The sequence below is a fragment of the Vibrio sp. CDRSL-10 TSBA genome (genome assembly GCA_039696685.1).
Taxonomy (GTDB): Bacteria; Pseudomonadota; Gammaproteobacteria; order Enterobacterales; family Vibrionaceae; genus Vibrio.
In genome coordinates this window covers 2,808,086-2,821,885 of sequence record CP155566.1, presented here as the reverse complement: position 1 = coordinate 2,821,885, position 13,800 = coordinate 2,808,086, and the positions used below count along the sequence as shown (strand labels likewise).

General features: G+C 49.9%; 5 protein-coding genes, 2 tRNA genes and 7 pseudogenes. 13 read left to right on the top strand and 1 reads right to left on the bottom strand.

The window, feature by feature from the left end; translation table 11 throughout:
• Positions 1-105 precede the first annotated feature (105 nt).
• The 13 genes and pseudogenes from secG (at position 106) to ABDK09_20730 (ending at position 12,826) form a co-directional block, all read left to right on the top strand.
• Positions 106-450 carry a preprotein translocase subunit SecG gene (gene secG / locus ABDK09_20790; protein XAW89221.1) on the top strand — a complete coding sequence of 115 codons (345 nt, stop codon included), beginning with the start codon at positions 106-108 and terminating at the stop codon, positions 448-450.
• 30 nt (positions 451-480) lie between these two features.
• Positions 481-564, top strand: a tRNA-Leu gene (locus ABDK09_20785).
• 53 nt (positions 565-617) lie between these two features.
• Positions 618-694 (top strand) — tRNA-Met (locus tag ABDK09_20780).
• Positions 695-918: 224 nt separating this feature from the next.
• A pseudogene (gene rimP, locus ABDK09_20775) lies at positions 919-1,375 on the top strand (ribosome maturation factor RimP).
• A gap of 35 nt (positions 1,376-1,410) precedes the next feature.
• Positions 1,411-2,899 (top strand): annotated as a pseudogene (gene nusA, locus ABDK09_20770) (transcription termination factor NusA).
• A gap of 24 nt (positions 2,900-2,923) precedes the next feature.
• Positions 2,924-5,629: pseudogene (gene infB / locus ABDK09_20765) on the top strand (translation initiation factor IF-2).
• A gap of 97 nt (positions 5,630-5,726) precedes the next feature.
• Entirely contained in the window at positions 5,727-6,122 is a 396-nt protein-coding gene (rbfA, locus tag ABDK09_20760) for a 30S ribosome-binding factor RbfA (GenBank protein XAW89220.1), read from the top strand.
• Positions 6,122-7,073, top strand: a pseudogene (gene truB, locus ABDK09_20755) (tRNA pseudouridine(55) synthase TruB). Before rbfA ends, truB begins: the two are co-directional and overlap by 1 nt.
• Positions 7,074-7,187: 114 nt before the next feature.
• Entirely contained in the window at positions 7,188-7,457 is a 270-nt protein-coding gene (rpsO, locus tag ABDK09_20750; protein ID XAW89219.1) for a 30S ribosomal protein S15, read from the top strand.
• 284 nt (positions 7,458-7,741) lie between these two features.
• Positions 7,742-9,870 (top strand): annotated as a pseudogene (gene pnp, locus ABDK09_20745) (polyribonucleotide nucleotidyltransferase).
• Positions 9,871-10,007: 137 nt separating this feature from the next.
• A pseudogene (gene nlpI / locus ABDK09_20740) lies at positions 10,008-10,914 on the top strand (lipoprotein NlpI).
• 118 nt (positions 10,915-11,032) lie between these two features.
• Entirely contained in the window at positions 11,033-11,443 is a 411-nt protein-coding gene (locus ABDK09_20735; GenBank protein XAW89218.1) for a MarR family transcriptional regulator, read from the top strand.
• Positions 11,444-11,496: 53 nt separating this feature from the next.
• Positions 11,497-12,826 (top strand): annotated as a pseudogene (locus ABDK09_20730) (MATE family efflux transporter).
• A gap of 94 nt (positions 12,827-12,920) precedes the next feature.
• On the opposite strand, the gene ABDK09_20725 reads toward ABDK09_20730, so the two are convergent.
• Positions 12,921-13,799, bottom strand: coding sequence for a U32 family peptidase (locus ABDK09_20725; GenBank protein XAW89217.1), 879 nt, complete (start codon positions 13,797-13,799; stop codon positions 12,921-12,923).
• Between the last annotated feature and the right edge of the window lies 1 nt (position 13,800).

The following is a 13,800-nucleotide window of genomic DNA, read 5'->3' as shown; positions in this document are numbered from 1 at the left end:
GCATTGGTTAGTATGGCGTCCGCCTCTGATGAGGAGGTCGCTAGCCTTGTTCAAGCGAATGATTGAACGGCGCTGGCTCAACAATTTGGAACATAGGTGGAAGTAATGTTTACAGTTCTACTTGTGATTTACCTGTTGGCAGCGGTTGGTATCATTGGCCTGGTGTTGATTCAACAAGGTAAAGGCGCAGATATGGGAGCCTCTTTCGGTGCTGGTGCATCAAACACTGTGTTTGGCGCGAGCGGCTCAGGTAACTTCCTAACCCGAATGACTGCAATTTTTGCAACCGTATTTTTTATTATCAGCCTAGTGCTGGGCAATATGTCTACGCACAAAGTCGAATCACAATGGGTTGACCCTTCGCAAGGTCAGGTGATTCAGCAGCAACAGCCAGCTGATAATACAGTGAGTGAAGCTCCGGCCGAAGGCGGCGACGAGATTCCTCACTAAGCTTATCAACGAAGATAAGCCTCAGGTTATGCCGAGATGGTGAAATTGGTAGACACACTAGCATGAGGTGCTAGCGCCCTAGGTGTGAGGGTTCGAGTCCCTCTCTCGGCACCATATTTACAAACTTGTAAATCACTATGTAGCGCGTATAATTGCTACAAGTCGGACGCGGGGTGGAGCAGCTTGGTAGCTCGTCGGGCTCATAACCCGAAGGTCGTCGGTTCAAATCCGGCCCCCGCAACCATTTTCCTGCTCAGTTTGTTTGGAACGACAGGTTAATGCAGCAAGTTTGGCAGTGCGAACCTCACTGCAGTTGAGAAGCAATTCTCAATTTATCAGGGTCCAGCAACAAAAAACCCCGACTTTCGGGGTTTTTTGTTATCTGAATTTCTCCAAGATGAAATTCAGATACTTGCTTGGAATTTAAATTGGGCTCTATGCCCTTTTTTTGTTTCTGGAGTGGTTTAAATGACTGGTTTAGAAAGACAACTTACTGAAATGCTTGAAGCTCCAGTTGTTGCATCAGGTTATGAGTTAGTTGGATTAGAATTTGTTCGTGCAGGACAGCACTCAACGTTACGTATCTATATTGATCACGAGAAACGGTATTACCGTTGATGACTGCGCAGAAGTGAGTCGTCAAGTGAGTGCCGTGCTGGATGTGGAAGATCCGATTTCAGTGGTTTACAACCTTGAAGTTTCTTCACCAGGTTTAGAAAGACCACTCTTTACCGCAGCACATTACGAGCAATTTAAAGGCCACGAGGTCAGCATCGTATTGAAAATGGCAGTGGGTAACCGTCGTAAGTGGAAAGGAGAAATCCTGGGCGCTGATGGTGAGACCATTAATGTCAAAGTTGACGGGCAAGAAGAACACTTTGCGCTGAGCAACATTGCGAAAGCTAACCTGATCCCTAAATTTTAGTTCTCCTAGAGAAAAAGGCTTAAGAGGCTATAACAATGAGTAAAGAGATTTTAGCGGTTGTTGAAGCGGTTTCTAACGAGAAAGCGGTACCTCGTGAGCGTATTTTTGAAGCGCTTGAAATTGCTCTTGCGACGTCAACAAAGAAAAAATACGAAATCGAGATTGACGTGCGCGTTGCCATCGACCGTAAAACCGGTGAATTCGAAACTTTCCGTCGCTGGTTAGTGGTTGATGAAGTAGAAACACCAACCAAAGAGATTTCTCTGGAAGCGGCTCAATACGACGACGAATCTGTCGAGCTGGGTGATTTCATTGAAGATCAGATTGAGTCTGTGACCTTTGACCGTATCACCACTCAAACTGCCAAACAGGTTATCGTACAAAAAGTACGTGAAGCTGAACGTGCACAAATTGTTGAACAGTTTATCGATAACGAAGGTGAGCTGATCACAGGCGTGGTCAAGAAAGTGAACCGCGACACTGTTATTATGGACTTGGGTAACAACGCTGAAGCGGTCATTCTGCGTGAAGACCAGTTGCCACGAGAAAACTTCCGTCCGGGCGACCGCGTGCGTGGTCTGCTGTACAAAGTGGCACCGGAAGCGCGTGGCTTCCAGCTGTTTATTACCCGTTCTAAGCCAGAAATGCTGGCTGAGCTGTTCCGTGTTGAAGTACCAGAAATCGGTGAAGAGCTGATTGAACTGAAAGGTGCAGCACGCGATCCGGGTTCACGTGCCAAGATTGCAGTGAAAACCAATGACAAGCGTATCGACCCAGTCGGTGCGTGTGTGGGTATGCGTGGTGCGCGTGTTCAGGCTGTTTCTGGCGAAACTGGGCGGCGAGCGTATCGATATCGTACTTTGGGATGATAACCCGGCGCAATTCGTGATCAACGCAATGGCTCCTGCGGATGTTGCTTCTATCATCGTTGATGAAGATGCGCACTCAATGGATATTGCCGTTGAAGCAGACAACCTGGCCCAGGCTATCGGCCGTAACGGTCAGAACGTACGTCTGGCTTCTCAGCTGACTGGCTGGGAACTGAACGTAATGACAGTGGCTGACCTGCAGAAGAAACACCAGGAAGAGTCAATGGCTTCGATCGAGAACTTCATGAAGTATCTGGATATCGAGCAGGACTTTGCCGAAATGCTGGTTGAAGAAGGTTTCTCTACACTGGAAGAAATCGCTTACGTACCGGTTAATGAGCTGCTGGAAATCGACGGCCTGGATGAAGATCTGGTTGAAGAGCTGCGCAGCCGTGCGAAAGAGTCACTGACGACTATCGCACTGACACAAGAAGAGTCGTACGACGGTCTTGAGCCTGCAGAAGATCTGCTGGCACTGGAAGGTCTGGAACGTGAATTAGCGTTTAAACTGGCAGCTAAAGGTGTGGTAACACTGGAAGATCTGGCAGATCAGGGTATTGATGACCTTGAAGGAATTGAAGGCCTGACCGAAGAACGTGCGGGCGAATTAATTATGGCGGCTCGCAACATTTGTTGGTTTGGCGAAGACGCATAATTTTCAGCAAGGGGAGGTAGCGGCATGACACAAGTTACAGTTAAAGCACTGAGTGAAGAAATTGGTACTCCAGTTGACCGCTTATTAGAACAACTTGCTGACGCTGGCATGAAGAAATCAGGTTCAGACAGCGTAACTGAGGATGAGAAGCAGAAGCTTCTCTCCCATCTGCGCAAGGAGCACGGCGACAGTTCTGAATCAGAACCAACCCGTTTAACACTCCAGCGCAAGACCCGCAGCACACTGAGCGTAAATGCCGGTGGCGGTAAAAGTAAGAATGTTCAGGTTGAAGTGCGCAAAAAACGTACGTATGTTAAGCGCAGTACAATTGATGATGATGCGTCACGTGAAGCTGAAGAAGCAGCTCAACGTGAAGCAGAAGAACAAGTGAAACGTGAAGCTGAAGAAGCGCTGAAACGTGAGGCGGAACAAAAAGCCAAACTGGAAGCGGAAGAAAAAGCTAAGCGCGAAGCGGAAGAAAAAGCCAAACGCGCCGCTGAGGAAAAAGCACAGCGTGAAGCACAAGCAGCAAAACGCGAACGTTTCTGCAGAAGATAAATCCAAGCAAGAAGCAGCGCTAAAAGAGGCCGAAGCACTGAAACGTCGCCAGGAAGAAGAAGCGAGACGTAAGGCTGAAGAGGAAAGTAGCCGTCAGCTTGAAAAAGCACGCGAATTGGCCGAAATCAATAAAGAGCGTTGGTCTGCTGAAGAAGAGAAAAAGGGTGATATGCAAGAAGATACAGATTACCACGTAACGACTTCAACCTACGCTCGTGAAGCTGAGGATGAAGCAGACCGTCGTGAAGAAGGGTCAACTCGTCGTTCGACTAAAGCGAACAAGCGTAAAATGTCGTCTCGCGATGACAAGCAAGAGCGCAACTCGCGTCCACGTGGTGGAAAAGCAGGCCGTAAAGGTCGTATCAGTAAACCGACATCTATGCAACACGGCTTCGATAAGAGCGCAGTAGTAGCAAAATCAGATGTTGTGATCGGCGAAACTATCATTGTGTCTGAACTGGCTTCTAAGATGTCAGTTAAGTCAAGTGAAGTGATCAAAGTGATGATGAAGATGGGTGCTATGGCAACCATCAACCAGGTTATCGATCAGGAAACCGCACAGCTGGTTGCTGAAGAGATGGGCCACAAAGTTATCCTGCGTAAAGAAAATGAGCTTGAAGAAGCTATCATGTCTGATCGCGATGATGCGTTTGAAGCTGTGCCACGTGCACCGGTTGTTACCATCATGGGTCACGTTGACCACGGTAAAACATCGACTCTGGACTACATCCGTCGTACTCACGTTGCCTCTGGTGAAGCGGGTGGTATTACCCAGCACATCGGTGCTTACCACGTAGAGACCGAGAACGGTATGATTACCTTCCTGGATACTCCTGGACACGCGGCGTTTACCGCTATGCGTGCTCGTGGTGCTCAGGCGACAGATATCGTAGTACTGGTTGTTGCAGCGGACGATGGCGTAATGCCACAGACAGTAGAAGCGATCCAGCACGCGAAAGCGGCAGGCGTTTCCTCTGATCGTTGCAGTGAACAAGATCGATAAAGAAGCGGCTAACCCGGATAACGTGAAAAACGAACTGGCAGCCTACGATGTTATTCCTGAGGAATGGGGCGGTGAGAACATCTTCGTTCACATTTCAGCGAAACAGGGCACTAACATTGATTCACTGCTGGAATCTATCCTGCTGCAAGCGGAAGTTCTTGAACTGACTGCAGTTAAAGAAGGTATGGCATCAGGCGTTGTGGTTGAATCCTTCCTGGATAAAGGCCGCGGTCCGGTAGCGACTGTTCTGGTTCAGTCTGGTACTCTGAACAAAGGCGACATCGTACTTTGTGGTCAGGAATACGGCCGTGTTCGTGCAATGCGCGACGAACTAGGTAACGAAGTTGAGCATGCGGGTCCGTCTATCCCGGTAGAAATCCTGGGTCTGTCTGGCGTTCCGTCAGCGGGTGACGAAGCGACTGTTGTTCGTGACGAGCGTAAAGCACGTGAAGTAGCGAACTACCGTCAGGGTAAATTCCGTGAAGTGAAACTGGCTCGTCAGCAGAAATCTAAACTGGAAAACATGTTCTCGAACATGACTGCCGGTGATGTGGCTGAGCTGAACATCGTACTGAAAGCAGACGTACAAGGTTCTGTGGAAGCGATCGCTGACTCACTGCTGAAACTGTCAACTGACGAAGTGAAAGTAAACATCGTTGGTTCTGGTGTTGGTGGTATTACCGAAACTGACGCCGTACTGGCAGCCGCTTCTAATGCTATCGTAGTCGGCTTTAACGTACGTGCCGATGCATCAGCACGCCGTGCGATTGATGCTGAAAACATCGACCTGCGTTACTACTCAATCATCTACCAGCTGATTGACGAAGTGAAGCAAGCGATGAGCGGTATGCTGGCGCCGGAATTCAAGCAGGAAATCATTGGTCTTGCTGAAGTTCGTGACGTGTTCAAGTCTCCGAAACTGGGTGCAATCGCAGGTTGTATGGTAACGGAAGGTGTGATCAAACGTCACAACCCAATCCGCGTTTCTGCGTGATAACGTGGTTATCTACGAAGGTGAACTGGAATCACTGCGTCGCTTTAAAGATGACGTGGCTGAAGTTAAGAACGGTTACGAGTGTGGTATCGGCGTTAAGAACTACAACGATGTTCGCGTAGGCGACCAGATCGAAGTGTTCGAAATCGTTGAGATTCAGCGTACCATCGACTAATCAACTAAAATTGCATTATCGGCAAGTTTAGGTTGTTGAATACACCATGGGGGGCTGGGAAAACCATCCCCCCATTCTTTCATTAGTGAGAAACAATATGCCAAAAGAATTCAGCCGTACTCAACGTGTGGCACAGCAATTACAAAAAGAATTAGCGATGATTCTGCAACGCGAAGTGCGTGACTCCCGCCTGGGCATGGTCACCATTTCTGACGTTGAAGTTTCCCGTGATCTGGCGTATGCCAAAGTGTTTGTGACCTTCCTGTGTGTGGGTGAGCAAACGCCGGAATCGTGCCTGAAAGCTCTGCGCGAGCACGAAGTGCACATTCGCATGATGCTGGGTAAACGCATTCGTCTGCGTCTGACTCCGGAAATCCGCTTCCATTACGACAATACCTTAGTTGAAGGTATGCGTATGTCGAACCTGGTGACTGAAGTCGTCAATAATGACAAAAGCAAACAGAAAGATGCGGGTCGCGAGGACGAAGAGTAATGGCGCGTCGTCGTAAAGGCCGTGCGATAAACGGTGTCCTGTTACTGGATAAAGCAACGGGCATGTCATCGAACGACATTTTACAAAAAGTGAAGCGTCTGTTTTTCGCCGAGAAAGCCGGTCATACCGGTGCTCTGGACCCGTTAGCAACGGGCATGTTGCCGATTTGTCTTGGGGAAGCGACTAAGTTTTCCCAGTTTCTGCTCGATTCGGATAAGCGTTATCGTGTGATTGCCAAGCTGGGCCAGCGTACTGATACGTCTGACTCGGATGGTGAAGTGGTGCAAACCCGCGCGGTGAATGTCGACCGTGATACGCTGTTGGCTAAGATTGAATCTTTCCGTGGTGAAACCGATCAGGTACCGTCGATGTTTTCGGCGCTTAAGTATCAGGGCCGCCCGTTGTACGAATATGCCCGTAAAGGGATTGATGTACCGCGTGAAGCGCGCAAAATCACCGTTTACGACATCGTTTCTGCACCGTTTTGAAGGCGATGAAGTGGAAATGGAAGTGCACTGTTCTAAAGGGACTTACATCCGCACCATCGTCGACGATCTGGGTGAGATGCTCGGCTGTGGCGCTCATGTGACCATGCTGCGTCGTACGGGTGTGGCTCACTATCCTTACCAGAATATGGTGACCTTGGAAGAGCTCAATACGCTGGTTGAACAGGCGCATCGCGAAGAGCGTTCTCCGTACGAGGCTCTGGATGCGTTGCTGCTGCCAATGGATACCGCGGTGGAAGACCTGCCGGAAGTGAATCTGATCCCTGAACTGATGCACATGGTGCAACATGGTCAGGCGGTACAGATTTTCGGCGCGCCGGAACAGGGTTACGTGCGTTTGACTGGCGGTGACGAGAAGTTGTTTCTCGGCGTCGGTGAGATGAACGATGATGGCAAGATCGCACCCAAACGCTTAGTGGTACACCGCGAGGATTCCGCGCAGTAAGCGTGTTTTGATCTTGTGCAGGCGCGAATTATTCCCTATAATTCGCGCTCCTCGTGTCGGCTGAATCAGAGATTGGCGGCACAACTATAAACCTTAACTCTTTAGGAGAGAATTATGTCTCTGAATGCAGAAACTAAAGCAGCAATCGTTGCTGACTACGCACGTGGCGAAGGCGACACTGGTTCACCAGAAGTACAAGTAGCTCTACTGACTGCTTCTATCAACCACCTACAAGGTCACTTCAAAGCGCACAAAGGCGATCACCACAGCCGTCGTGGTCTGCTACGCATGGTTTCTCGTCGTCGTAAACTACTGGACTACCTGAAAGGTAAAGATCTGGGACGTTACCAAGACCTAATCAAACGTCTAGGCCTACGTCGTTAATCGACGGCTGCATAGTACAGTTTGTTCAAAAAAGGGGCGTTTCGCCCCTTTTTTGTTATCGAAATTTGGCATAACCCTCCTAATCTAGTTTATACTAGCCGCCGTCTGCTCTGTTTGGAGTGGATTGCTTAAAACTCATTGCATTACAGTCACCGTAAGTCGGCCAACAGGTCGCGGCTATTAAAAATGGATTGGCCTTGCGCAGTCTGTTTTCACTAGTCGCGATTGGTGATGCTTTGAGTCTTCATTTATTTATCCAGGCATAACCTGGAAAAGGAAAACTCATGTTCGAAAAACCAGTAGTAAAAACGTTCCAGTACGGTAACCACACCGTTACTCTGGAAACCGGTGTAATGGCGCGTCAGGCGACTGCTGCAGTAATGGTTACTATGGATGACACAGCGGTATTCGTTAGTGTTGTTGGTAAAAAAGAAGCGGTAGAAGGTCAGGATTTCTTCCCACTGACAGTGAAACTACCAAGAGCGCACGTACGCTGCGGGTAAAATCCCTGGCGGTTTCTTCAAGCGTGAAGGTCGTCCTTCTGAAGGCGAAACGTTGACTGCGCGTCTGATTGACCGTCCTATCCGTCCGCTATTCCCGGATTCATTCAAAAACGAAGTTCAGGTTATTGCCACTGTGGTTTCGGTAAACCCGGATGTGCAGCCAGACATCGTGACCATGATCGGTACTTCTGCGGCACTGGCTATCTCAGGTATTCCGTTTAACGGTCCTATCGGTGCAGCGCGTGTTGGTCACATCGATGGTCAACTGGTACTAAACCCAAGCCAGACTGAACTGCAGTCATCTCGCCTTGATCTGGTTGTTGCTGGTACTGAATCAGCCGTACTGATGGTTGAATCTGAAGCAGACAACCTGACTGAAGAAGAAATGCTGTCTGCAGTGGTTTACGGCCACGATCAGCAGCAAGCTGTGATCAGCGCGATCAACGAATTCGCTGCTGAAGTAGCGACTCCGGCATGGGATTGGGTAGCACCAGCTGAAAACACTGAGCTGAAAGCGAAAATTGCTGAGCTGGCTGAAAGCCAACTGGTTGAAGCTTACCAAATCACTGAGAAAATGGCGCGTTATGACCGTATCCATGCTATCAGTGCTGACGTAAACGCTAAGCTTCTGGCTGAAGACGAAACTCTGAATCCAAAAGAAATTCACACTATTTTCCATGACTTGGAAAAAACAGTAGTACGTCGCAGCATCATCGCGGGTAACCCACGTATCGATGGCCGTGAAAAAGACATGGTTCGTGCTCTGGATGTACGTACCGGCGTTCTGCCACGTACTCACGGTAGCGCACTGTTCACTCGTGGTGAAACTCAGGCACTGGTTACTGCGACTCTGGGTACTCAGCGTGATGCGCAGATCATCGATGAACTGACTGGCGAGCGTAAAGATCACTTCCTGTTGCACTACAACTTCCCTCCATACTGTGTGGGCGAAACAGGTTTTGTGGGTTCACCTAAGCGTCGTGAAATCGGCCACGGTAAACTGGCGAAACGTGGTATTGCTGCAGTGATGCCTTCAATCGATGAATTCCCGTACACTGTACGCGTGGTTTCTGAAATCACTGAATCCAACGGTTCATCTTCAATGGCGTCGGTATGTGGTACTTCTCTGGCTCTGATGGATGCTGGTGTGCCAATTAAAGCGTCTGTTGCGGGTATCGCAATGGGTCTGGTGAAAGAAGGCGATGACTTCGTGGTTCTGTCTGACATTCTGGGTGATGAAGACCACCTGGGTGACATGGACTTCAAAGTAGCAGGTACTAACTCTGGTGTAACTGCACTGCAGATGGACATCAAGATCGAAGGTATCACTAAAGAAATCATGCAGATCGCTCTGAACCAGGCACAAGGTGCGCGTAAGCACATCCTGTCTGTGATGGATCAGGCTATTTCTGGTGCTCGCGATGATATCTCTGAGTTCGCTCCTCGTATTCACACCATGAAGATCAGCGCTGACAAGATCAAAGACGTGATCGGTAAAGGTGGTGCGGTAATTCGTCAGCTGACTGAAGAAACCGGTACAACGATTGAAATCGAAGATGACGGTACTATCAAGATCGCAGCAACTGAAGGTGCGGCAGCGAAAGAAGCTATTCGCCGTATCGAAGAGATCACTGCTGAAGTTGAAGTAGGCCGTATCTATACAGGTAAAGTAGCGCGTCTGGCTGATTTCGGTGCATTCGTGACAGTTTCTGCCTGGTAAAGATGGTCTGGTTCACATCTCTCAAATCGCTGACAAGCGTGTTGAGAAAGTATCTGACTACCTGTCTGAAGGCCAGGAAGTACAAGTTAAGGTACTGGAAATCGACCGTCAGGGCCGCGTACGTCTGAGCATGAAAGAAGCGGTAGAAGCATCAGCTGAACAAGCGCCAGCAGCACCTGAAGCTGAATAAGCTTCACAGTCTGCGTTAAAGGCGAGTCGTTTTCGCTTTTTAGCGTAAAAGCATGTTATAAAGGGAGCGTCATTCGCTCCCTTTTTTTATCTGTTTCTTTTTGAACCAGAATGCGGGATCAACAGGAGTATCGATTTGTGAAATGGTTTCGAACCGCAACGATCAGTGCCGCACTGCTGCTCTTGGCAGGCTGTGCTTCTCAGTCTTCGTCACAGGCCACGCAATGGGTTTATCCGCCGATGGCGATTCCTTTGCAACCGAGTGTCCAGCAGGAAGTGCAGATTGCCCGTTTAACTCAACTGCTGCAGCGACCGGATCTCAGTGATGAGGTACGGGCTAAAATGTTGTTTGAGCGTGGTAATTATTATGACAGTGTTGGTCTGAGAGATTTAGCGCGTCTCGACTTTACTCAGTCTCTGTCACTCAATCCTGCCCAGCCGGATATCTTTAACCTGCTTGGCGTGTATTACACCGAAGCGGGCGAGTTTGATGCGGCTTACGAGTCGTTTGATTCTACTCTGGAGCTCGATCCCGGCAATTATTACGCTGAGCGCAATCGTGCGATTGCGCTTTACTACGGTGATCGTCCTGAGTTGGCTCTGGAAGAAATTAACAAGCATTATCAGCAGGATCCTAACGATCCGTTTCGCGCCTTGTGGATGTACATCATCGAGAGTGATCTTGACCCTGAGCATGCTTATGACGAGCTGATGGCCCGTTATCAGCAGCACGATGAACAGTGGGGCTGGGTACTAGCCGGTCTGATGCTGGGTGATGTGTCAGAAGAAACAGGCGTTTAAAGCGGTGCTGAGTGCCACCCGTGACAACACTCTGCTGGCACAGCATCTGACCGAAGCCTATTATTACCTCGGCAAGCGTTACCAGATGCAAGGTGAACTGGCTCAGGCGATTTCACTGTATAAGCTGGCGATTTCATTCAATGTCTATGAGTACGTTGAACATCGTTACGCTTTCATCGAACTGGGACGTATCTATCAGCAACTACGTGAAGCACGTCAGGAGCAGGCTCAGCCGCAATCCTAGTGCACAGTTCTAAAGCGTCACCTTTTTAAAGCTGCTTAGATAAGCAGCTTTTTTTATTGCCACTTTACCACAACGTTGGCACAATATTGGTTAGGTAAACTAACTAAATGGGCGGTGTATGAGTTTAGATGTCAATCTGGAGAAGCTGGAACGTTTTTCCGCCAAGGTATGGCGCCAGTACAGCAAAGAAGATCCGATAGCTCAGCTGAGCTTTAATGAGTACGACTATTTAAAAGTATTGCAGGGCGGATGCGAGCCGATGCGACTGACTGACCTGGCGACGCAGATGGAAGTGACTAAGCCTTCGGCTTCGGCCATGATAAAACGCCTCGAGCGTAAAGGACTGGTTTGCCGCCAGCGCTGCAGTGAAGATGCCCGCGCGCACCGTTTTAGCCTGACTGATGCTGCGTTGCTGTCGTTGCAATCGGAAGCCAAGGTATATCAGCGTCTGGCACATCAGGTTTCCCGCCACCTCAGTGATGAAGAAGCGGTGTTTCTGGACGTTTTACTGAGCAAAGCGCTACGTTAATGTTTACTTTATTGGTTAGTCTTGCTAACTAAATTGGCAGCAGGAGAGAGACGATGTCTGTATTGCGTCAGTTTTTACGTTTTACCGTGCCGACAGTCGCGGCAATGCTGGTCAACGGTCTCTATCAGGTGGTGGATGGTATTTTTATCGGCCACTACATCGGTGCTGCTGGCCTGGCAGCAATCAATGTCGCCTGGCCGGTGATTGGCACCACTCTCGGTATTGGTATGATGGTTGGCGTCGGATGCGGCGCTCTGGCTTCTATCCGGCAGGGGGAAGGGGATATTGAGCAGGCTCGGCGCATTTTGGCCACCGGCCTGATGAGTTTGATTGTTCTGGCGCCTTGTGTCGCGGCGGTTTTATGGTGGCTGGCTGACGACTTCTTGCGCTGGCAGGGTGTGGAAGGACAGGTATTGCAGCTTGGCTTACAGTAACTTGCAGGTCCTGATGTTAAGTTGTGTGTTCAGCCTGGGTTCAATTGCGATGCCGTTTTTGCTGCGTAATGACGACAGCCCGAATCTGGCCACCTTGCTGATGATGCTGGGAGCGCTGATCAATATTGTACTCGATTATGTGCTGATTGCCTTGGCCGGCTGGGAGCTGACCGGTGCGGCGATAGCCACAGCTGTCGCTCAGATGGTGGTCAGTGTGCTCGGCATGAGCTACTTTTTCAGCCGCAGAGCCAATATGCGTCTGACCCGTGCCTGCCTGCGATTTGACTGGCACTATGTGCCCAAGATGCTGCACATCGGCGCGTCGAGCCTGTTTATGTATGCTTATGGCGCCATCATGGTGGCGATTCATAACAGTGTGATTATGCACTACGGGGATGAGGTACTGGTCGGCGCTTATGCCATGCTCGGCTACATCATAGTGGTGTATTACTTCACGGCCGAAGGGATTGCCAGCGGCATGCAGCCTCTGGCCAGTTTTTATTACGGGGCCGGACAAAATGACAACCTGCGCCGGCTGTTAAAACTGGCGATGAGTGTCGCGGTGCTGGGCGGCATGGTGTTTGTTTTACTGCTCAATCTGTTTAGCGAACAGGTCATCAGTATCTTTAACTCTGATGATGCCCGCTTGCTGCAGGGGGCCTCTTTCGCGCTGACGCTGCATTTGTCCGCTTTGTACCTGGATGGCTTTTTGGTGGTGTGCGCGGCATTTTACCAGGCCACCAATCAGGGTAACCGGGCGATGTTTGTCACCATAGGTAATATCGTACTGCAGCTGCCGTTTCTGTTTGTGTTGCCTAAATTATGGGGCATGACCGGTGTCTGGCTGGCCTTTCCGCTCTCCAATCTGGCGCTCAGCCTGGTGGTCGCGGTGATGCTGTGGCGCAGCCTGCGGCGCATGAATCTGGTCCAGCGTCCTCAGCCGGTGTGAGCGCCAGGCTGAAAGGGTTTCAGCCTGGCTAGGTTTATGTCTGACTCGGTTTATGTCTAGCTGGGGCATGAACCAATGTCAGGTGGAATAAGTATTACGCTATTTCGACCGCCAATCCGGGCAGTTGGTGCCAGTAGCCGTTACACTGATAATGCTCGAGCGGTTGCGGATTCTGGCCCTGCTCATTGGCACAAAAGCGGCTTAAGTGATTAAAGGTCTCAACCCCGAGCGGACTGAGGCGGACGACATCGACCAGGCCCTGCATGTGCGGCAGATCATTAATCAGGTTGTAACAGTAACCGGACTGGGTCTGGATGCCATTGAGATTGAACACGGCCTGTCCTTCCTGACTGTCGACCTGAATGCCGGTCGGATAGCGGATGCAACAGGTCTGGCACTCATCTTTGGCTCGGTTTTCCGCCCGGGCGGTAAAGCAGCGCGCAGAATAAGCCAGCGGCAGGTAACCATGGCTGAACACTTCCACTTCAAACTGACCGCGGATACCCAGAGTCTCACACTGCTGTAAAGTATTGCTCAGCCATTGGCGGGATAACTCAACCGGCATGCACCAGCGCATCATGCCTTGTTTGAGAAACAGTTTGAGCGCGTGGGCGTTATAAGTATTGATCGCCGGCCCGACCACAAACGGCATTTTTTTCTCACTGGCGAGCTGAATACCCGCCATGTCGTTGGCCTCAATAATAAAGTCACCATTATCGATATAGCTTTGCATGACTTTAATTTCGCTCGGTGCTTCCAGCAGTGCCATGGTTGACAGTACGACCTGTTTGCCGGCCTGACTCAGTTGGGTGGCTATCTCTAACCAGTGTTGCGGCTTGAGTTCACGCCGTTTGGAACAGACGGTTTCTCCCAGGTAGATAATATCCGCTTCACTGCTACTGGCCTGCAGGTAAAACTGCTCGACGTCTTGTTTGGGCCAGAAGTAAAGCAGCGGGCCTAATGCGTATTTCATG

Coding starts and splice junctions, on each gene's coding strand:
- secG (XAW89221.1), top strand. CDS start 106: ATGTTTACAGTTCTACTTGTGATTTACCTGTTGGCAGCGGTTGGTATC.
- rbfA (XAW89220.1), top strand. CDS start 5,727: ATGCCAAAAGAATTCAGCCGTACTCAACGTGTGGCACAGCAATTACAA.
- rpsO (XAW89219.1), top strand. CDS start 7,188: ATGTCTCTGAATGCAGAAACTAAAGCAGCAATCGTTGCTGACTACGCA.
- ABDK09_20735 (XAW89218.1), top strand. CDS start 11,033: ATGAGTTTAGATGTCAATCTGGAGAAGCTGGAACGTTTTTCCGCCAAG.
- ABDK09_20725 (XAW89217.1), bottom strand. CDS start 13,799: ATGAAATACGCATTAGGCCCGCTGCTTTACTTCTGGCCCAAACAAGAC.